Genomic DNA, 18,874 nt, shown 5'->3' with positions numbered 1-18,874 from the left:
ATATTAAGATTACGGGTCTGACAAGCTATGTCAGACCCGTTTTTGTGAAGAATATGAAGAAAGCTTTATTTATCATCTCCGGTAAGGCGAAGTACATCCCGGATCTCATCCACATTCATATCCAGGATCACGGCAAGCTCATCAATGGTGAATTTGGTGGCGTCATCATCGTCTGTGAGTTCTTTAACCGCAGCCTCCAGGTTTTCTACCTTGGATACCAGATAGTCGTCACGGAATTTCTGCTGTGTCTGTTCCTCAATGGCATGAAGGATCCCACTGCGGATACGACCACGCATCCAGGTATCGTTTTTCTCCTGTGGGGCAGTTTCTTTGAGAGACGCCAGAAGGGCCAGATTTGCCTCCTGAATGAGATCGGCCAGGTGGATTTCCTCACAGTTCAGTTCAGCGGCCATCTGGGCTGCCTGAGCCATGTAGAACTGTGTCAGTGCACCTTCGGCAGCAGTGTCACCCTTTGCAAAGGCATGAAAGAGGGACGCAAGATCATCCGGATCAAGTCCTTCCGGGGAAAAGCTTTCCATATAGTCACTGAGATAAGCCTGTTCTTCGGCAGTAAGAGCAGCACGGGTACCCGGAAGCTCGTCCTTGTCGCTGGATTCGGATGAAACAGCATCTGCTCTGGCAGCGCCGGCAGCTTCATCGGCGCCTTCGATGGTGATCCCCTTTAATTTGAGATACTGCAGGATCTTTACAAGCTGTGAAGTGCTCAGATCCGATTCATCGAAATGATCACGGATCTGCTGCTGGGAGAGCTGCTTATTGTTTTCCTCAGCGATGGCACAGATGTCATTAAGCTTCTGCTGAAATAATTTTATATCCATATAAAAACATCTCCTTATTATTTGCTTTTTTTCTTGACTTTAATTATGGTTTCATGATACCATAAGCCAGTCGCAAATGACAAGAAAACCTTTAAATAGGCGGAAAAAACGTGAAAAAAAGTTTTTTTAAAAAAATTCAAAAAAGGTGTTGACATTTGTAGATTGCTATAATATAATATCACTTGTCGTCAGGCAGGAAACGAAAACGAAACACAAACGAAGACGACAACAACTTAATAAAAACCATAAGTAAATGGTACATCGGGGTGTGGCTCAGTTTGGCTAGAGCGCCTGGTTTGGGACCAGGAGGCCGCAGGTTCGAATCCTGTCACCCCGACTGCTGTAAACTTATTACCGCAAGCATGCGGGTGTAGTTCAATGGTAGAACACCAGCCTTCCAAGCTGGATACGTGGGTTCGATTCCCATCACCCGCTTCTCTGAGAAGAGAGCATGTGTCTGTAGCTCAGCTGGATAGAGCAACGGCCTTCTAAGCCGTGGGTCGGGGGTTCGAATCCCTTCAGGCACGTTGTGGTGGGTATAGCGCAGTTGGTTAGCGCGCCAGATTGTGGCTCTGGAGGCCCAGGGTTCGAATCCCTGTATCCACCCTTCGCCCATTGGGCTATCGCCAAGCGGTAAGGCACAGCACTTTGACTGCTGCATTCGCTGGTTCGAATCCAGCTAGCCCAGTCCTTTTTATGGGGTATTAGCTCAGTCGGTAGAGCACTTGACTTTTAATCAAGTTGTCCGGGGTTCGAATCCCCGATGCCTCATTAGCGGAAAGCATTTGCTTTCCGTTATTTTTTTATCATCAGACAGGATGAAAATATAATTGAATATGCGGATATGGCGGAATTGGCAGACGCGCTGGTTTTAGGTACCAGTGGGCAACCGTGCAGGTTCAAGTCCTGTTATCCGCAGTGCTTAAGAGGCTTTCTATAAATCTGATTTATGGAAAGTCTTTTAATTTTTAGAATTATATTCACAGAAAAATGCCACATATGCATAATGATATGTGGCATTTTGACTCTATCGAATTTCTTAAATGACGTTACAGTTTCTCCCCTTCATTCACTTCCTCAATAAACACCTTCCCTTCCGCCTGCTGTTCCGCAAAATGAAATCGCAGTACAGCCTGAGGCCAGTTGAGTGTGATGATGGCTTTTTTGTCCCGTGTCTTTCCTGCGGCCTGGATCTGATCTACAAGGTCTGCGAGGACTTCGCGGGTGAGATATCCGCCTCGCCAGTGGAAGGTGAATTCGCGGCCTTTTTTTGCGGCCTGGAGGGCACGTTTGTATACGTCTTCCAATTTGGTGAAGGACAGCTTTTTCTCGCGGTAATAAAAGTGGTTTCCATCCGGGCAGGGAGGTGCCGGAGCGATCAGTGGTTCATGGTCACGGAAGATGTTTTTGTCATCCAGATTAAAATAATCGTAACGGATACTGGTTAAGCCGTCTTCGTTTTTGCCCAGAGTATTATCGAAGGTGGCATCCAGATGATAGTACTGTCCGTTGATCCGGACGATGTTCCAGGTATGACGGTATTTGATCCCTTTTTCCGGATTGTTCCCGCAGATGGCGATAATACACCATACACCAAGGGCATCACAGAGGACCTTTACGGATTTGGCGATTCCCTCGCAGACACCGACACCATGGCCCAGAGGCCCGATGATCTCGTGGGAATATGGCTTTTTCAGTTTGTCGTAGCGGATATTTTCGCAGATGAAGTCATGGACATATTTTTCCTTATCCCACTCGGAAAACTTCATGGCGGTGCGCACAAGCTTGTCTACGCGGGCTCCCAGGGCTTTCTGATGCTCCCGGATTTTATTTTTGTCGAAGATATATTCAGGAATCAGTATCAGATTTGGCGAGTCCTTGTAATAACGGTATTTAAACCCCACAGCCCAGAAAATCTCCGGGTGATCCAGACGAAGCTGGAAAAATACATCATAGAGCCAGTTTCCATCGGTGGTTGGTACCTGCGGGATCAGGAACTCGTCGGAAAGCTCCATAAGCCCGTGAAGCATTGCACGGTACACGTTTTGTTTATCTTTCGACATTTTGCCGTAGTAATATTCTTCAGTTTGTTTCATATATAAAAATACGGAGACTCCTTTCCGGAAAAATAGATTTCAATCAAAGATTATAGCATAAAAAAACATGCAGGACTATCAGAAAAGATACACCCTGCATGTTTTTGGTATTGAATATTTTAGATCGAAAATAACTGTGAGCCAGGATCAGCCATTATACAGCTGATAATACCGGCCCTTCTGAGCAAGCAGCTCCTCATGGGAACCACGCTCGATGATACGTCCCTGCTCCAGGACCATGATACAGTCACTGTTGCGTACTGTGGAAAGTCTGTGGGCGATCACGAAGGTTGTCCTGCCTTCCATCAGCTTATCCATACCATCCTGTACCAGTTTTTCGGTACGGGTATCAATGGAACTGGTGGCTTCGTCCAGGATCAGGACAGGCGGATCTGCAACAGCTGCACGGGCGATGGAGAGAAGCTGTCTCTGGCCCTGGCTCAAGTTTGCACCGTTTCCACGGAGAAGGGTGTTATAACCCTGTGGAAGCCTGCGGATAAAACCGTCAGCGTTGGCAAGTTTTGCTGCGGCGATGACCTCTTCATCTGTGGCATCCAGTTTTCCGTAGCGGATGTTTTCCATAACGGTTGCCGTGAACAGGTTGGTATCCTGAAGAACGATGCCCATGGAACGGCGAAGATCGTCTTTTTTGATCTTGGTGATATTGATGCCGTCGTAACGGATCTTACCTTTCTGAATGTCGTAAAAACGGTTCAGAAGGTTGGTGATGGTGGTTTTTCCGGCGCCGGTAGATCCTACAAAAGCGATCTTCTGGCCCGGCTGTGCATACATGTTGATGTCATGAAGAACGATCTTGTTGGAGCTATAACCAAAATCCACATCCTCCAGAACCATGTCACCTTTCAGCTCGATATAATCCGTGATACCCTCAGCTTTATGGAAATGTTTCCATGCCCAGCGGCCGGTACGTTTCTCGGATTCGGTGAGAACGCCGTTTTCCTCTTTTGCGTTGACAAGAGTAACGTAGCCTTCGTCCACTTCGGATTTCTCATCCAGAAGATCAAAGATACGTTTGGCACCTGCAAGGGCCATAACAATACTGTTGAACTGCTGGCTGACCTGATTGATGGGCATGTTAAAACTCTTGTTGAAAGTCAGGAAGCTGGCAAGTCCGCCAAGAGTGAAGTTTCCGATGCCATTGATGGCAAGGATACCGCCAACCATGGCACAGATCACGTAGCTGACGTTTCCAAGCTGGGCAACTACAGGCATCAGGATGTTGGCAAAACGGTTGGCGTTGTCTGCGCTGGCAAAAAGCTGGTCGTTCAGCTCATCGAATTTCTGGATGCTTTCGTCCTCATGGCAGAAGACTTTGACAACTTTCTGTCCTTCCATCATCTCTTCGATATAGCCGTTGACAATACCAAGGTTTGTCTGCTGTTCCAGGAAATATTTTCCGCTCAGGCCCGCAAGTTTCCGGCTGGCAGTCAGCATAATGGCAACCATAAGCAGAGTCACGAAAGTAAGCGGAACGTTGAGGATCAGCATACTTACAAGAACACTGACAATGGTGATCACACTGGAAAGCAGCTGTGGGAAACTCTGGCTGATCATCTGGCGCAGGGTATCAATGTCGTTGGTGTAGATGGACATGATATCACCGTGTGCGTGGGTATCAAAATATTTGATGGGAAGTGTTTCCATTTTTGCAAACATGTCGTTTCGGAGGTTACGTAAAGTTCCCTGGGAAACATTGATCATGATACGGTTATAAGTATAGGTGGCAATAACACCGATGGCGTAAAAACATGCCACACGTGCGATTGCAGCAGTTAAAGGCCCGAAGTCCGGTGTATCTGCCTTAAGAAGAGGCGTGATATACTGGTCAATCAGGGTTTTCATGAACATGGTTCCCTGTACATTGGCAAGAACGCTGACAAAAATGCAGATCACCACGATCACGATATGGATACTGTAGTTCTTAAAAATATAACGGGAAAGGCGTCCCAGAAGTTTTCCTGGCTGTTCCGGCGCTCCCATGCCTTTCGGTCCAGGACCACCCGGACCTTTCATGTTCTGTTTTTTCAAGCCGGATCACCTCCCTCGTCAAAATCACCGGCACCGCCGGTCTGTGAATTAAATACATCCTGATAGATGGCGTTGGTCTTAACAAGTTCCTCATGAGTGCCAAAGCCGTTGATCTCACCGTTATCCATGACAATGATTCGGTCAGCGTTCTGGATACTGGAAATACGCTGAGCAATGATCAGCTTGGTGGTATCCGGGATCTCTTCGGCAAAAGCACGGCGGATCCTTGCATCTGTGGCGGTATCTACCGCACTGGTGGAGTCATCCAGGATCAAGATCTTAGGTTTCTTCAGAAGGGCACGTGCGATACAGAGACGCTGTTTCTGACCTCCGGAAACGTTGGAGCCGCCCTGTTCAATGAAGGTATTGTATTTGTCAGGCATTTTTTCGATGAAATCATCGGCACAGGCAAGCTGGCATGCGCGGCGGCATTCCTCCTCAGTGGCATTTTTGTCACCCCATCGGAGGTTTTCCAGAATGGTTCCTGAGAAGAGTACATTCTTCTGAAGAACAACGGAAACCTGATTTCTGAGAGATTCCAGATGGTATTTACGGACATCAATGCCTCCTACGGAAACAGAACCATCCGTTACGTCATAAAGACGGCTGATCAGGTTGACAAGGCTGGATTTTGCACTTCCGGTACCGCCGATGATCCCTATGGTCTCGCCGGAGCGGATCGAGAGATTGATATCCTTCAGAACGGGTTCCTGACTGTCTTTCTTATAGCTGAAATTTACATGATCGAAGACGATACTTCCGTCCGGGACATCTGTTACTGGATCTTCCGGATCTGTGATGTCAGCAGTATCATTGATGACTTCCGTAACACGCTCTGCGCTGGCAATACTCATTGTTACCATAACAAAAACCATGGAAAGCATCATAAGGCTCATGAGAATGTTCATGCAGTAGGTGAGAAGGCTCATAAGCTCACCGGTAGTAAGGGCGCTGCCTACGATCATTTTGGCGCCGAGCCAGCTGATCCCCAGGATACAGGCATAAACGGTAAACTGCATCAGGGGCATGTTCATGACAACGATCTTCTCAGCACTTAAGAACATTTCGTATACTTTGTTGCAGGCTTTCTGGAATTTGCTGATCTCGTAGTCTTCGCGGACATAGGCCTTGACCACGCGTACAGCGCCGATGTTTTCCTGGACACTTGCGTTCAGGTCGTCATATTTACGGAATACGGCCTGAAAATATACCGTTGCTTTTCTCATGATAAAGATCAGACAGCCTCCCAGGAAGATAACAGCGACAAGGTAGATGCTTGCAAGCTTTGCATTGATAAGAAATGCCATGACCATGGCACAGATCAGACTGGCCGGTGCACGGGTACACATACGAAGGATCATCTGATAGGCGTTCTGCAGGTTGGTCACATCTGTGGTAAGACGGGTGATCAGGCCGGCAGTGCTGTATTTGTCGATGTTGGAAAAAGAAAAGGTCTGGATATTGGTGTACATGGCTTTTCGGAGGTTTCTGGCAAAGCCTGTGGAGGCCAGTGCTCCGTATTTTCCTCCCATGACGCCGGACCAGAGTCCGCACAGGGCAAGAGCTACCATAACTGCACCCATCCGATAGATATGGCCGATATTTCCGGCTTCCACACCCTTATCAATGATGGAAGCCATGGCCAGGGGGATCAGAGTCTCAAAGAGAACTTCCAGGATCATGAAAAAAGGCGTGAGAAACGATGCCTTTTTAAACTCCCTGACCTGGGCCAGAAGGGTTTTGAGCATAAAAAATCTCCTTTCTTTACTGTTCAAAAGACAGCACTACTGGAAAGGATTCCGGGCTGCTATAGAACAGATATATTGTTCAGCTACTATTATCGGGGAAATTATTTTTAATGTCAAGATAAACATGTGCGAAATGCTTGACACAACATCCTTTAAGCGGTATATTAAAAGTTAATATTCGCCTGTAGAACAGGGAAGAAATGGGATTCAGATCCCTTTAGAGGGTCTATATAGAGTTAAATTTTTGCAGGGAGGATTTTATATGGAAATCAGACAGTCAGCGGAGGATTATCTTGAGTCAATTCTGGTTTTATCCAAAAAAGGCGGAGGAGTCCGTTCCATTGATATTGCGACCAGACTTGGTGTTTCCAAGCCAAGCGTCAGTCACGCAATGAAGCTTCTTCGTGAGGATGGTTATATTGCTATGGACCGTTACGGTACCGTGACACTTCTGGAGAAGGGGGCAGAGATTGCCAATCAGATTTATGAGCGTCACATTGTTCTTGCCAGGATGCTGGAGGGACTTGGGGTTCCGGCAGAGATCGCAATGGAGGATGCCTGCAAGATGGAGCACGACATCAGCCAGGAGAGCTTTGAGAAGATCAAGGCACATTATAATAACTTTATTAAGAAGGAAGAAACAGCAGACTAAGAAACATGCAGACAGGCAGCCGGAAGGTAAAATACCAAACCGGCTGCCTGTTTTTTATTTATTATCTTTTTCTTTTTCCGGCAGCTGTGTCAGGATGATGGCTGCAAACATGATGACACATCCAAGGAGCTCTTTTATGGAAAGCTTCTGATCCAGGAGCACCCAGCCTGCAAGCACGGAGATGCAGGATTCAAGAGAAAGGATCAGAGAAGCAACTGTGGGATTCACATTTTTCTGGCCTACGACCTGCAGGGTGTAGGCAACACCGCAGGACATCACACCAGCATACAGGATCGGCAGCCAGGCAGTGAGAATGGAAGAAATCTGCGGATGTTCCAGAATAAGTGCCGGGATCATGGACAGGATCCCGCAGACCAGAAACTGGATACAGGAAAGCTTTACACCGTCTGCCTTCGGGGAAAAATAGTCAATCACCAGAATGTGCAGGGAGAAGAGAAAAGCACATACCAGCACCAGAATATCTCCGAGGCCAATGGAAAATCCGTCTGTGATGCAGAGAAGATAAAGTCCGACCAGTGCCATGACAACGGCTGCCCATATAAAGGGACTGCATTTCTTTTTCAGGAAAATTCCGATGATCGGGACGATGACAATGTAACAGGCGGTGATGAAGCCGGCTTTTCCTACTGTTGTGTACTGGATGCCAAACTGCTGGAAGCTGCTGGCAGCAAAAAGAGCAAATCCGCAGGCAATGCCGCCCAGCCACAGGTCACGGCTGTTATATGGCGTGGGGGATACAGCTTTTTCTGAAGGTGTTGATGAGGATTCCGGTATTGCGGAGTCTGTGGCAGCAGAGGATTTATTTCCGGAACGGTTCAGGATAAAGAGCACCGGAACCAGGACAGCGGCGCCGATCAGGGAACGGACGCCGTTGAAGGTGAAGGGGCCAACATATTCCATGCCCACACTCTGGGCAACAAAGGCGATTCCCCAGATCGTTGCGGCCAGAAGCAGGCAGAGAGAATTTTTCAGAGGCATTTTCTGTGAGTTCATGATAAAAAATCCTTTCGTTTATTAGGTATTATGTGATCAAAGAAGTATATAACAAAAGACCCCGGGGAACTTATATAGCTTCCCGGGGCATTCTTATGATCTGTCGGAACAATGTCCAACAAAATTAGTTCTGATTCTGGTTATTCTTAACTTCTGCAAGCTTCATGGCACGAACCTTCAGCGGCAGACCGAACAGAGTGATGAATCCGTCTGCATCATGATGATCATACATATCACCGGTTGTGAAGGAAGCAAGAGACTCATTGTAAAGGCTGTACGGAGAGGTTGTACCATTCTTGATGATGTTTCCTTTGTAAAGCTTGAATTTAACCTCACCGGTAACATATTTCTGAGTGGACTCAACAAATGCCTGGATAGCCTCACGGAGAGGTGTGTACCATTTTCCTTCGTAAACAACCTGTGCAAACTGGCTGCCAAGCTTTTTCTTGGCTTCCATTGTCTCACGGTCAAGGATCAGCTCCTCAAGCTGGTCATGTGCTGCCATCAGGATCGTTCCGCCAGGAGTTTCATAAACGCCACGGGATTTCATACCAACAACACGGTTCTCAACAATATCAACGATACCGATGCCGTTCTCACCGCCAAGCTTGTTCAGCTCTGTGATGATCTCGGAAACCTTCATTGCTTTTCCGTTGAGTGTTTTCGGAACACCCTGCTCGAATGTCATGGTGATCTCAGTTTCTTTATCCGGAGCCTTCTCAGGTGTTACACTTAATACAAGCATGTCATCATAGTTCGGAGCCTGGGATGGATCCTCAAGCTCAAGTCCCTCATGGCTGATGTGCCAGAGGTTTCTGTCGCGGCTGTAGCTGTGGCTTGCATCAAATGGAAGAGTGATGCCATGAGCCTTACAGAACTCGATCTCATCTTCACGGGACTGCATGGTCCACAGATCTGTCATACGCCATGGAGCAATGATCTTGATGTCCGGAGCGAGAGCCTTGATGCCAAGCTCGAAACGGATCTGGTCATTTCCTTTACCGGTAGCACCATGGCAGATAGCAACGGCACCCTCTTTACGTGCGATCTCAACCAGCTTCTTGGCAATGACCGGACGAGCCATGGAAGTTCCGAGAAGATAGGAATGCTCGTATACAGCACCAGCCTCTACACACGGCATGATGAAATCATCGCAGAACTCATCGACGATATCCTCGATATATAATTTGGAAGCACCGGACATTTTTGCTCTCTCTTCAAGACCGTCCAGCTCGTTTCCCTGTCCGCAGTTTACACAGCAGCAGACAACGTCATAATCAAAGGTTTCTTTCAGCCACGGGATAAGGGCTGTGGTATCAAGACCACCGGAATACGCTAAAACAACTTTTTCTTTCATAATATATGTCCTCCTGGGATTTTTTTGATTTTGTATCGCTCCGGACATTTCCGGGACGGTGAATTTTTTTACGTTATCTGGAAAAAAATTATGCTGTTTTATAACTTTACCAGAGTGAATAAATATTCATGTACAACAAAACAAAATTTTCGGCTGTCCTGTCGACATGGCTTAATATACACCAGATTTTATAAATATGCAAGAGATAATTTGAAAAATATGAAAAAAAATTTGCATAAAAATACATCTAAAAGTAGGCGGTATTATAAGAAAATACAGGAAAAACAGAAAAGACCGTGAAAAATCAAAGAAAATGACTATTGCATAATATGCAGAGAAGATGTATAATCTATCCATTGATAAGATGGACATATGAGCTGGCAGTACAGACAGGTTTAAGATGTCCGTCTGACCTGGGCAGAAGGTTCAGATATCAGAAGACATAAAAAAGAGGCATAAATAAGAATAGCAAGCGCTTCTGCAGGGTGTATTAAGCCGTAGAAAAAACGGCAGAGGAGGAATGTGAAAGATGATTAAAGCAGGAATTATCGGTGCGACAGGATACGCAGGAAATGAGATCGTAAGACTTCTTCTTGGACACAAGGACGTTGAGATCAAATGGTTCGGCTCCCGAAGCTACATAGATCAGCAGTATGCAGATATTTATCAGAATTTTTTCAGGCTGGTGGATGCCAAATGTATGGATGACAACATGGCTGCACTTGCAGATGAGGTGGATGTGATCTTTACCGCAACACCACAGGGCCTTTGTGCATCCCTTATTAATGAAGAAATCCTTTCCAAATGTAAGGTGATCGACTTAAGCGCAGATTTCCGTATTAAAGATGTGAAAAAATATGAGAAGTGGTACGGAATCGAGCATAAGGCTCCGCAGTTTATCGAGGAAGCTGTTTATGGTCTCTGCGAGATCAACCGTGAGGATATTAAGAATGCAAGGCTGATCGCCAACCCGGGATGCTATCCGACATGCTCCACACTGTCTATTTATCCGCTGTTAAAGGAAGGCCTCATTGATCCGAATACCATTATCATTGATGCCAAGTCCGGAACCTCCGGAGCAGGAAGAGGAGCCAAGGTTCCGAATCTCTACTGTGAGGTAAACGAGAGCATCAAAGCTTACGGTGTTGCCACACACAGACATACACCGGAGATCGAGGATCAGCTTGGATATGCATGCGGACAGGAAGTGATGATCAACTTTACCCCGCATCTTGTTCCGATGAACCGTGGAATCCTGGTAACAGCATATGCCTCCCTGACCAAGGATGTTACCTATGAGGAAGTAAAAGCAGCCTATGACAAATATTATAAAGACGAGTTCTTTGTACGTGTCCTGAACAAGGATGTATGCCCGCAGACAAGAAATGTAGAAGGCAGCAATTTTGTGGACGTGAACTTCAAGATCGATCCGAGAACAAAGAGAGTCATCATGATGGGCGCTATTGACAACCTGGTAAAGGGTGCAGCAGGACAGGCTGTTCAGAACATGAACCTGATGTTTGGATTTGACGAGAACGAAGGACTGAAACAGATTCCGATGTGTCCGTAAAACAGGCAGATCACAAATAAAATATGGGGGATGCCGAAGGACTTTAAACGAATGAACTGCGATATTCGATCTGGCATCACCATTGAGAGGAGATATATAATATGAAGATCATCGACGGCGGCGTTACAGCCGCAAGAGGTTTTAAGGCAGCGTCAACTGCAGCAGAGATCAAATATAAAGGCCGTACCGATATGGCCATGGTATTCAGTGAGGTTCCCTGTGTGGCTGCAGGAACCTTCACGACCAATGTGGTAAAAGCAGCTCCTGTAAGATGGGATCAGGACATTGTATACAACCACCCGGGTGCAAGAGCTGTGATCTGCAACAGCGGAATCGCCAACGCATGTACCGGTGAGGAAGGATTCGGCTATTGCAGGGAAACAGCTAAGGCAGCATCCGAAAGCCTTGGGATTCCGGAAGACAGCGTACTGGTAGCATCCACAGGTGTCATCGGAATGCAGCTTCCGATCGACCGTATCGCAAACGGAGTAAAAGCCATGGCACCGAAGCTTGCGGGAAGCCGCGAGGCAGGCCTTGAGGCAGCAAAAGCCATCATGACAACAGACACCGAGAAGAAAGAGGCAGCGGTAGAGATCGAGATTGGTGGAAAAACCGTAACGGTAGGCGGTATGTGCAAGGGCTCCGGAATGATCCACCCCAACATGTGCACGATGCTTGGATTTATCACCAGTGATGTGGATATCTCAAAGGAACTTCTTCAGGAAGCACTCAGCGAGGATATCAAGGACACCTACAACATGGTATCCGTTGACGGAGATACCTCCACAAACGACACTGTCCTTCTCCTTGCAAACGGCCAGGCCGGTAATCCGAAGATCACAGAGAAAAACGCAGATTATGAAGAGTTCAAAAAAGCTCTTAACTACGTAAACACAACCCTCGCCAAAAAGATCGCAGGTGACGGAGAAGGCGCAACTGCACTCTTCGAGGTCAAGGTCATCGGCGCAGCCACCAAGGCAGAAGCCGTAACCTTAAGTAAATCCGTAGTAACCTCTTCCTTAACAAAGGCAGCCATCTACGGCCACGACGCAAACTGGGGAAGAATCCTCTGCGCCCTCGGCTACTCCGGCGTCCAGTTCGATCCGGAAAAGGTAGATCTCTACTTTGAGAGCAAAGCAGGAAAGATCAAGATCATTGAAAATGGAGTTTCTACAGGCTACAGCGAAGAGGAAGCAACTAAGATCCTCTCAGAAGAGGCAGTGACAGCCATCGCGGATATGAAGATGGGAGATGCATCCGCAACTGCGTGGGGATGCGACCTCACCTATGATTACATAAAGATCAATGCGGATTATCGTTCTTGATGTAAGAGCTTTGTAGAATGTTTTTTATGGTGGATTTTAGTTGTAGTTTTGTTTCAGTTTGTAAGCTGAGAAAACCCTTAGGGGGAGCGAGCTCAAAGTTGCGAAGCCCGCACGCTCCCCCTAAGAACCCCCTCCGTTGGGCACGCTTGGCTGTGGCATGTAGAACTTCAGTCGACGAAGACTGAGTGACGAACGTGAGAAACCTCAGAGCGGGAGCCCGGAAGTTATGTCGGGTTAGACGTCAGTCGCTGAAGGCAGACTGACGAGCTGTTCGCCTTCGGCGAAAGCGCGTCGGAAGCGGCTGTCTGCGACAGCCTGTCCGCAGCAGGCGCTTTGCCCGCAACGCGGGCAACAGCCCGTTCCCCGTGGCCGGAGGGGAGGAGCGCGAGGAGGGGAAACGGCCTTCGGAACTCCGAGTGCCTCCCCTCCTCGCAAATCCACAGCTGTCAGCTGAGACAAAATTATAATAAAAAAGAAATCCCTCCAACATACAACAACAAAACCTTTTTCAATCCATATCATTTTTCAAAAAAAGGAGACACCCACATGGTAAATCAGAAATATCTTGACAAAGCAGAGGTTCTCATAGAAGCCCTGCCATACATCCAGCGGTTCAACCGCAAGATCGTAGTCATCAAATACGGCGGAAGCGCCATGCTTGATGAAGAATTAAAGCGTAACGTCATCAAGGACGCAGTCCTTCTGAAATTAGTCGGTTTCAAACCGATCATTGTTCACGGCGGCGGCAAGGAAATCAGTCGCTGGGTCGGTAAAGTCGGCATGGAGCCGCATTTTGTAAACGGTCTCCGTGTAACGGACAAAGACACTATGGAGATCGCAGAGATGGTTCTTGCAAAAGTAAACAAGGAGCTTGTTACTCTGGTAGAATCTCTCGGCGTACAGGCTGTAGGTGTCAGCGGTAAGGACGGCGGTCTTCTCCAGTGCAAAAAGAAGCTTTCCAAAGGCGAAGACATCGGCTACGTAGGTGAGGTTACAAAGGTTAATCCGAAGATCCTTCATGACCTTCTGGAAAGAGATTTCCTTCCGATCGTATTCCCAATCGGCTTTGATGAAAATTTTGATTCCTACAATATCAATGCGGACGATGCAGCCTGCGCCATTGCAGAGGCAGTTGAGGCAGAGAAGCTTGCCTTCCTGTCCGATATTGAGGGCGTTTACAGGGATGCAGATGATCCCTCCACTCTGATCTCCGAGCTTCGTGTAGATGAGGCTGAGAATCTGATCTCAGATGGTACTGTGGGCGGCGGTATGATCCCGAAGCTGAAAAACTGTATCGACGCTATCGAGCATGGTGTAAACAGAGTCCATATCCTGGATGGAAGGATCCCGCACAGCTTACTGCTTGAGATCTTTACAAACAAAGGTATTGGTACTGCAATTTTAAAAGATGATGGGGAGAAATATTACAATGAGCATGAATGAACAGATGGAAGAATCTGAAGCCAGTATTCTTCATACATATAACCGTTTTCCGGTAGTTTTTGAAAAAGGCGAGGGTTGTTACCTCTATGATTCCGAAGGAAAGGAATATCTGGATTTTGCGGCAGGTATCGCAGTAAATGCCCTGGGCTATCATTATCCGGGCTATGACGAAGCACTGAAATCCCAGATCGACAAGCTGATGCATATTTCCAACCTGTACTACAATGAGCCGATCATTGAGGCAGGTGCCAAACTTGTACAGGCAAGCCATATGGAAAAGGCCTTCTTCACAAACAGTGGTACAGAGGCCATTGAGGGTGCTCTGAAGGCTGCCAAGAAATATGCCTACGAAAGAGATGGCCATGCAGACCATGAGATCATTGCCATGAACCATTCCTTCCACGGCCGCAGCATCGGCGCTCTTTCCGTGACAGGCAATGCACATTACAGAGAACCCTTTGAGCCTCTGATGGGTGGGGTGAAATTTGCAGATTTCAATGATCTTGAGAGTGTAAAGGCTCAGATCACAGATAAGACCTGTGCCATCATCACCGAGACCGTACAGGGAGAAGGAGGTATTTATCCGGCTACAAAAGAGTTCCTGGAAGGCTTACGTAAGCTTTGTGATGAGAAGGATATCATCCTGATCCTGGACGAGATCCAGTGCGGTATGGGACGTACCGGACATTATTTTGCATGGCAGGCATATGGAGTACAGCCGGATATCATGACCTGTGCCAAAGCACTTGGCTGTGGTGTTCCGGTAGGTGCTTTTGTGCTGAACAAAAAAGCAGCTGCAGCTTCCCTGAAGCCAGGCGACCACGGAACCACTTACGGTGGAAATCCCTTCGTATGTGCAGCAGTCAGCAAGGTATTTGACATTTTTGAAAAAGATCAGATCCTTTCCCATGTGCAGGGACTTACTCCGTATTTTGAGGAGAAGCTGGACGAACTGGTTGCAAAGCATGACTGTGCAGAAACAAGAAGAGGCAAAGGTTTCATGCAGGGTATCGTGATCAAGGGGCGTCCGGTAGGAGACGTGGTGAAAAAAGCTCTTGCAAAGGGCCTTCTGGTGATCTCAGCAGGAAGTGATGTTCTCCGCCTTGTTCCACCTCTTGTGATCACAAAAGAGGATATCGACAAGATGGCAGAGATTCTTGACGAGTGTATGGAATAATAAAAAAATAACAGATACAAAAGCAGCAGTATTTTCCGGAAAGGGTAGTGTGCCGATGGAGAATACGGCTGCTTTTTTTTCAGAGAGACAATGTATATAAATTATATAACAGATATAGAAAACAGTATCCGAAAATCTGGTCGTGTGTTTGAAAACAAACAAAAACTGCTATGATACACCGACAAAATGCACAAAAAAGAGAGGGGGTTCGAGTATAAATTGCACATCTACACAGTTGATTTTAGAACGCCATATGTTATAATTTCACTGGTAAAAAAATTTATGTGAGGGGTGAAAATTTTGAAAAAATTATTAACCGTCATGTGTACTTTTCTGACAGTATTTCTGGCATGTCCTGTGGGTGTATGGGCAGCCGGAAACGGTGGGACAGGATCTGGTGTGCCGGTGTGGCTTTGTATCCCTTTTGCGGGTCTTCTTCTGTGTGTTGCAGTGATGCCGCTGGTAAAGGGTGAGTGGTGGGAGTCACATCAGCCCGTTGTGGTTGCATTCTGGATCGTTCTTATGATCATTCCGTTTGCAGTTGTTTACGGTGCCGGAAAAACTGCGGAAACAGTACTGGAGTGCGTGATCAATGACTATCTTACATTTATCATCCTGTTATTCGGACTGTTCTGTGTATCCGGTAACATTACAGTTGAGGGTGATTTTGCGGGCTCACCAAGAGTAAATGTAGGACTTCTTGCACTGGGAACCCTGCTTTCCAGCTGCATCGGAACTACCGGAGCCAGCATGCTGATGGTCCGTCCGGTGATCAAAATGAATTCCTGGAGAAAAAGAAAAGGTCATATTATGATCTTTTTCATCTTTATGGTATCCAACATGGGGGGCTGCCTGACACCGATCGGTGATCCGCCGCTTCTGATGGGCTTCATGCGAGGAGTTCCGTTCTTCTGGAGTCTTCATCTTTTTCCGGTACTGATCCTTAATATGGTGATTCTTCTGTTTGTGTTCTATCATCTGGATATGCGCTCTTACAAGAAGGATATCGCAGAGGGACGTAAACCGGATATCAGCAAACCGGGTACCGAGTTTAAGATCGAGGGTCTTCATAATATCATCTTCCTTGTGATGATCGTTGTGGGTGTTATCTTAAGCGGAATGCTTCCAGGTATGCCTGTATTCCAGGATGCAGCCGGAAATGTAAAGGGGATTCATATTTTCGGTGAGGTTACTTTAAGCTTCCCGTCGATCATTGAGATCGTCCTGATCCTGGCAGCTGCATTTCTGTCCTTTAAGACAACGGATAAAAGGATCCGTGTGCGGAACCATTTTACCTGGGGTGCGATCAAGGAGGTTGCAGTACTTTTCATCGGTATTTTTATCACCATGCAGCCGGCCCTGATGCTTCTGAAAGCAGTAGGACCGAATCTTGGTATCACCGAGCCGTACCAGATGTTCTGGGCGACCGGAGCTTTGTCCAGCTTCCTGGATAATACGCCGACCTATCTGGTATTTCTGACAACAGCAGGAACTCTTGGATTTACAAACGGAATCGCAACAACGCTGGGAACGGTTCCTGTAAAGCTGCTTTCTGCGATTTCCTGCGGTGCTGTATTTATGGGCGCCAATACATATATCGGCAATGCTCCGAACTTTATGGTCAAGACACTTTCTGACGAAAATGGTATCAACATGCCGTCCTTCTTCGGATATATGGCATGGTCCATTTGTTTCCTGGTACCGGTGTTCATCATCGATATGCTGGTATTCTTTTTATAAGGGAGGAGGATCAATATGCAGGATAATAACATTCGAGAGAAATGCAGAGAGCTTGCCACCAGGCTTTATGAACTGGATGGCGAGGTTTATGAAAGCGTAGGATCTTCCCTTGGACGTACCTTCACCGGTGACAGAGAAGGCACTATCCGGAACTTAAGTGCTCTGATGTATACCAAACCGGACGGACATCTTCTTCGAAGCGAGATGGCACTGATCAGCAACATGGCCAGGACCATCAAGGATAAAGAAGAAAAAAGCCGTCTCATGAAGAAATATGATGAGATCTTTCAGGAGATCCTGACGCTGCCGGAGACTTTTGTTGCTACGGATATCATGGATAAGGAACGTGTGGCGCTGAATCATATGATCAAGCACAGGGAAAAAATCTCTGAGAATGACCATCTGGTCATCTGCATCAGCCGTACACAGGGAAGTGCCGGTAATGATATCGGTTTCGGACTGGCAGACAAGCTTCGGATCAACTATTATGATGTGGAGATCTTTGATCAGGTATTAAGGCGTCTTGAGGCGGAAAAGGGCGCGGTCAACGATGCGGAATATTTTGCGGATTTCAATAAATATGAGAAGAAGCATAAATTTGATCCCAAGGGCTGGTTCCGGGAATTCAACCGTTACCATGGTCTTCCGAAACAGGATGCGGTATTCTTTAACATGAGTGACCTGATCTGCGATCTGGCCTCAAAAGAGGACTGCATCATTATGGGAAGGTGTGCGGATGCGATCCTCAAGAACAACCACATTCCGCATATCAGTCTGTTTATCACAGCTCCTTTTGCTATCCGTGTGCAGCATGTTATGGATGTACGGAAGATGAATATGAAGCAGGCAGTCCGTTTCCTGAAGAAGATGGACAGCCAGCACAGACGGTATTACAATTTTTACGGCGGAGCTCAGTGGGGCAAGCCGGATAACTACGATCTTTGTATCAACAGTGCAAGCTACGGAATCAATGAAACGGAGAATCTGATCCTGAAGCTTTTGAATGATCAGATCCACTAAGAGATAAAAATATGAGCAGCACGGAAGAAAGAAAAAGTTCCGGAAGGGGTTTTTAGCTTAACAGGCTGCAAACAGAAAAAGAATCAGAACAGAGTTCCTGCATTCTGAGGTAACCTTCTGCCAGACAGAAATACCTCAGAATGCAGGAACTTTTTTTATATGTTGTTTATAAAAACTTAATCTTGATTAACTTTTTTCATTTAGGGGATTGACATTCGAAAAAACTTAGTATAAACTAACCTATGAGTTAGGGCTGACTAATTAGACTGAGTTAATTAATAGAAAGAAACGGAGGGATTCCATGCAGCCGATTTTATTTTTACAGTCAGGTGATACTGGCACGATCAAGCGTATTTCCGGAGCGGAGGATACAAGAAGATTTCTTGCAGGCCTTGGTTTTGTTGAGAATGCGGAAGTGACAGTTATTTCTCAGTTTGACGGCAATCTGATCGTAAATGTCAAGGATTCCAGAGTAGCAGTCAATAAGGAAATGGCCAGACACATTATGGTGTGACCGGACTGTGCGGCAGTGACCGGTAGTGGATTTGCCCCAAACTGCGGAAGGCGCAGTTGAGGATAGATTAGGAATTGGAATATGAACAGGGAGGAAAAGAGAAATGACTTTACGTGATGCAGCAGTAGGTTCTACAGTAGTTGTTTCCAAGATCACCGGCGACCCGGCTTACAAGCGCCGTATCATGGATATGGGAATCACAAAAGGCAGCGAGGTTTATATCCGAAAGGTAGCTCCTCTTGGAGATCCGGTTGAGATCACCATCAGAGGTTATGAGCTTTCCCTGCGTAAGCATGACGCAGCATGTGTGGAAGTAAAGTAAATACGCTT

At 46.8% G+C, this 18,874-nt stretch carries 15 protein-coding genes and 7 tRNA genes; 16 read left to right on the top strand and 6 right to left on the bottom strand.

Annotated features, from left to right (window positions below; genetic code table 11):
- Nucleotides 1-65 precede the first annotated feature (65 nt).
- Nucleotides 66-839, bottom strand: coding sequence for a hypothetical protein (locus tag ABCM67_RS03885; RefSeq protein WP_015526012.1), 774 nt, complete (start codon nt 837-839; stop codon nt 66-68).
- A gap of 262 nt (nt 840-1,101) precedes the next feature.
- Between ABCM67_RS03885 and ABCM67_RS03880 the strand changes: the two genes are divergently transcribed.
- From ABCM67_RS03880 to ABCM67_RS03850, 7 genes are all read left to right on the top strand, one after another.
- Nucleotides 1,102-1,176 (top strand) — tRNA-Pro (locus ABCM67_RS03880).
- A 27-nt stretch (nt 1,177-1,203) separates the two neighbouring features.
- Nucleotides 1,204-1,274: transfer RNA gene (locus tag ABCM67_RS03875), tRNA-Gly, on the top strand.
- 18 nt (nt 1,275-1,292) lie between these two features.
- Nucleotides 1,293-1,366: transfer RNA gene (locus ABCM67_RS03870), tRNA-Arg, on the top strand.
- A 5-nt stretch (nt 1,367-1,371) separates the two neighbouring features.
- Nucleotides 1,372-1,445: transfer RNA gene (locus ABCM67_RS03865), tRNA-His, on the top strand.
- A 10-nt stretch (nt 1,446-1,455) separates the two neighbouring features.
- Nucleotides 1,456-1,527: transfer RNA gene (locus ABCM67_RS03860), tRNA-Gln, on the top strand.
- A 10-nt stretch (nt 1,528-1,537) separates the two neighbouring features.
- Nucleotides 1,538-1,610: transfer RNA gene (locus ABCM67_RS03855), tRNA-Lys, on the top strand.
- 67 nt (nt 1,611-1,677) lie between these two features.
- Nucleotides 1,678-1,757, top strand: a tRNA-Leu gene (locus tag ABCM67_RS03850).
- 131 nt (nt 1,758-1,888) lie between these two features.
- Here the strand turns inward: ABCM67_RS03850 and ABCM67_RS03845 are convergent.
- From ABCM67_RS03845 to ABCM67_RS03835, 3 genes are all read right to left on the bottom strand, one after another.
- On the bottom strand, nt 1,889-2,935 hold the full coding sequence (locus tag ABCM67_RS03845; protein WP_147603263.1) for a transglutaminase domain-containing protein: 1,047 nt from the start codon (nt 2,933-2,935) through the stop codon (nt 1,889-1,891).
- A 147-nt stretch (nt 2,936-3,082) separates the two neighbouring features.
- Nucleotides 3,083-4,969 (bottom strand): ABC transporter ATP-binding protein, encoded by a 1,887-nt coding sequence (locus ABCM67_RS03840; protein WP_342992526.1) that lies wholly within the window; start codon nt 4,967-4,969, stop codon nt 3,083-3,085.
- Between the two features lie 11 nt (nt 4,970-4,980).
- On the bottom strand, nt 4,981-6,732 hold the full coding sequence (locus ABCM67_RS03835; RefSeq protein WP_342992511.1) for an ABC transporter ATP-binding protein: 1,752 nt from the start codon (nt 6,730-6,732) through the stop codon (nt 4,981-4,983).
- 262 nt (nt 6,733-6,994) lie between these two features.
- On the opposite strand from ABCM67_RS03835, the gene ABCM67_RS03830 reads away from it, so the two are divergent.
- A complete protein-coding gene (locus ABCM67_RS03830; RefSeq protein WP_021650299.1) occupies nt 6,995-7,384 on the top strand; it encodes a metal-dependent transcriptional regulator in 390 nt (129 codons plus the stop codon).
- A 54-nt stretch (nt 7,385-7,438) separates the two neighbouring features.
- Here ABCM67_RS03830 and ABCM67_RS03825 read toward each other — a convergent pair whose 3' ends face one another.
- Both ABCM67_RS03825 and ABCM67_RS03820 read right to left on the bottom strand, forming a co-directional pair.
- Nucleotides 7,439-8,398 carry a DMT family transporter gene (locus ABCM67_RS03825; RefSeq protein ID WP_342992510.1) on the bottom strand — a complete coding sequence of 320 codons (960 nt, stop codon included), beginning with the start codon at nt 8,396-8,398 and terminating at the stop codon, nt 7,439-7,441.
- 124 nt (nt 8,399-8,522) lie between these two features.
- Entirely contained in the window at nt 8,523-9,755 is a 1,233-nt protein-coding gene (locus ABCM67_RS03820; RefSeq protein ID WP_015526007.1) for an argininosuccinate synthase, read from the bottom strand.
- 529 nt (nt 9,756-10,284) lie between these two features.
- Between ABCM67_RS03820 and argC the strand changes: the two genes are divergently transcribed.
- The 8 genes from argC (at nt 10,285) to ABCM67_RS03780 (ending at nt 18,866) form a co-directional block, all read left to right on the top strand.
- Complete coding sequence (gene argC / locus ABCM67_RS03815) at nt 10,285-11,325, top strand: N-acetyl-gamma-glutamyl-phosphate reductase (protein WP_015526006.1); 1,041 nt, start codon at nt 10,285-10,287, stop codon at nt 11,323-11,325.
- Nucleotides 11,326-11,426: 101 nt separating this feature from the next.
- Complete coding sequence (argJ, locus tag ABCM67_RS03810; RefSeq protein WP_147603261.1) at nt 11,427-12,650, top strand: bifunctional glutamate N-acetyltransferase/amino-acid acetyltransferase ArgJ; 1,224 nt, start codon at nt 11,427-11,429, stop codon at nt 12,648-12,650.
- Between the two features lie 546 nt (nt 12,651-13,196).
- Nucleotides 13,197-14,093: an acetylglutamate kinase gene (gene argB / locus ABCM67_RS03805; RefSeq protein WP_022426393.1), complete on the top strand. Its 897-nt coding sequence runs from the start codon at nt 13,197-13,199 to the stop codon at nt 14,091-14,093.
- Nucleotides 14,086-15,270 carry an aspartate aminotransferase family protein gene (locus ABCM67_RS03800; RefSeq protein WP_342992525.1) on the top strand — a complete coding sequence of 395 codons (1,185 nt, stop codon included), beginning with the start codon at nt 14,086-14,088 and terminating at the stop codon, nt 15,268-15,270. Before argB ends, ABCM67_RS03800 begins: the two co-directional genes overlap by 8 nt.
- A 300-nt stretch (nt 15,271-15,570) precedes the next feature.
- Complete coding sequence (locus ABCM67_RS03795; RefSeq protein ID WP_114002193.1) at nt 15,571-17,010, top strand: sodium:proton antiporter; 1,440 nt, start codon at nt 15,571-15,573, stop codon at nt 17,008-17,010.
- A 15-nt stretch (nt 17,011-17,025) separates the two neighbouring features.
- Nucleotides 17,026-18,030: a cytidylate kinase-like family protein gene (locus ABCM67_RS03790; protein ID WP_021651586.1), complete on the top strand. Its 1,005-nt coding sequence runs from the start codon at nt 17,026-17,028 to the stop codon at nt 18,028-18,030.
- A 301-nt stretch (nt 18,031-18,331) separates the two neighbouring features.
- The gene (locus tag ABCM67_RS03785; RefSeq protein ID WP_015525999.1) at nt 18,332-18,544 is read left to right on the top strand and encodes a FeoA family protein; all 213 of its coding nucleotides are present in this window, start codon (nt 18,332-18,334) and stop codon (nt 18,542-18,544) included.
- Between the two features lie 103 nt (nt 18,545-18,647).
- Entirely contained in the window at nt 18,648-18,866 is a 219-nt protein-coding gene (locus ABCM67_RS03780) for a ferrous iron transport protein A (protein ID WP_015525998.1), read from the top strand.
- Nucleotides 18,867-18,874 lie beyond the last annotated feature (8 nt).

The sequence above is a fragment of the Blautia sp. 2227st1_G12_2227SCRN_220401 genome (genome assembly GCF_039062885.1).
GTDB classification, from domain to species: domain Bacteria; phylum Bacillota; class Clostridia; order Lachnospirales; family Lachnospiraceae; genus Blautia_A; species Blautia_A fusiformis.
This window is presented reverse-complemented; position numbering and strand designations above follow the sequence as displayed.

What these genes read in the sequence shown, in the direction of transcription:
- argC (WP_015526006.1), top strand. Translation starts at nt 10,285, where the DNA reads ATGATTAAAGCAGGAATTATCGGTGCGACAGGATACGCAGGAAATGAG.
- argJ (WP_147603261.1), top strand. Translation starts at nt 11,427, where the DNA reads ATGAAGATCATCGACGGCGGCGTTACAGCCGCAAGAGGTTTTAAGGCA.
- ABCM67_RS03840 (WP_342992526.1), bottom strand. Translation starts at nt 4,969, where the DNA reads ATGAAAGGTCCGGGTGGTCCTGGACCGAAAGGCATGGGAGCGCCGGAA.
- ABCM67_RS03830 (WP_021650299.1), top strand. Translation starts at nt 6,995, where the DNA reads ATGGAAATCAGACAGTCAGCGGAGGATTATCTTGAGTCAATTCTGGTT.
- ABCM67_RS03780 (WP_015525998.1), top strand. Translation starts at nt 18,648, where the DNA reads ATGACTTTACGTGATGCAGCAGTAGGTTCTACAGTAGTTGTTTCCAAG.
- ABCM67_RS03790 (WP_021651586.1), top strand. Translation starts at nt 17,026, where the DNA reads ATGCAGGATAATAACATTCGAGAGAAATGCAGAGAGCTTGCCACCAGG.
- ABCM67_RS03800 (WP_342992525.1), top strand. Translation starts at nt 14,086, where the DNA reads ATGAATGAACAGATGGAAGAATCTGAAGCCAGTATTCTTCATACATAT.
- ABCM67_RS03820 (WP_015526007.1), bottom strand. Translation starts at nt 9,755, where the DNA reads ATGAAAGAAAAAGTTGTTTTAGCGTATTCCGGTGGTCTTGATACCACA.
- ABCM67_RS03785 (WP_015525999.1), top strand. Translation starts at nt 18,332, where the DNA reads ATGCAGCCGATTTTATTTTTACAGTCAGGTGATACTGGCACGATCAAG.
- argB (WP_022426393.1), top strand. Translation starts at nt 13,197, where the DNA reads ATGGTAAATCAGAAATATCTTGACAAAGCAGAGGTTCTCATAGAAGCC.
- ABCM67_RS03885 (WP_015526012.1), bottom strand. Translation starts at nt 839, where the DNA reads ATGGATATAAAATTATTTCAGCAGAAGCTTAATGACATCTGTGCCATC.
- ABCM67_RS03825 (WP_342992510.1), bottom strand. Translation starts at nt 8,398, where the DNA reads ATGAACTCACAGAAAATGCCTCTGAAAAATTCTCTCTGCCTGCTTCTG.
- ABCM67_RS03845 (WP_147603263.1), bottom strand. Translation starts at nt 2,935, where the DNA reads ATGAAACAAACTGAAGAATATTACTACGGCAAAATGTCGAAAGATAAA.
- ABCM67_RS03835 (WP_342992511.1), bottom strand. Translation starts at nt 6,732, where the DNA reads ATGCTCAAAACCCTTCTGGCCCAGGTCAGGGAGTTTAAAAAGGCATCG.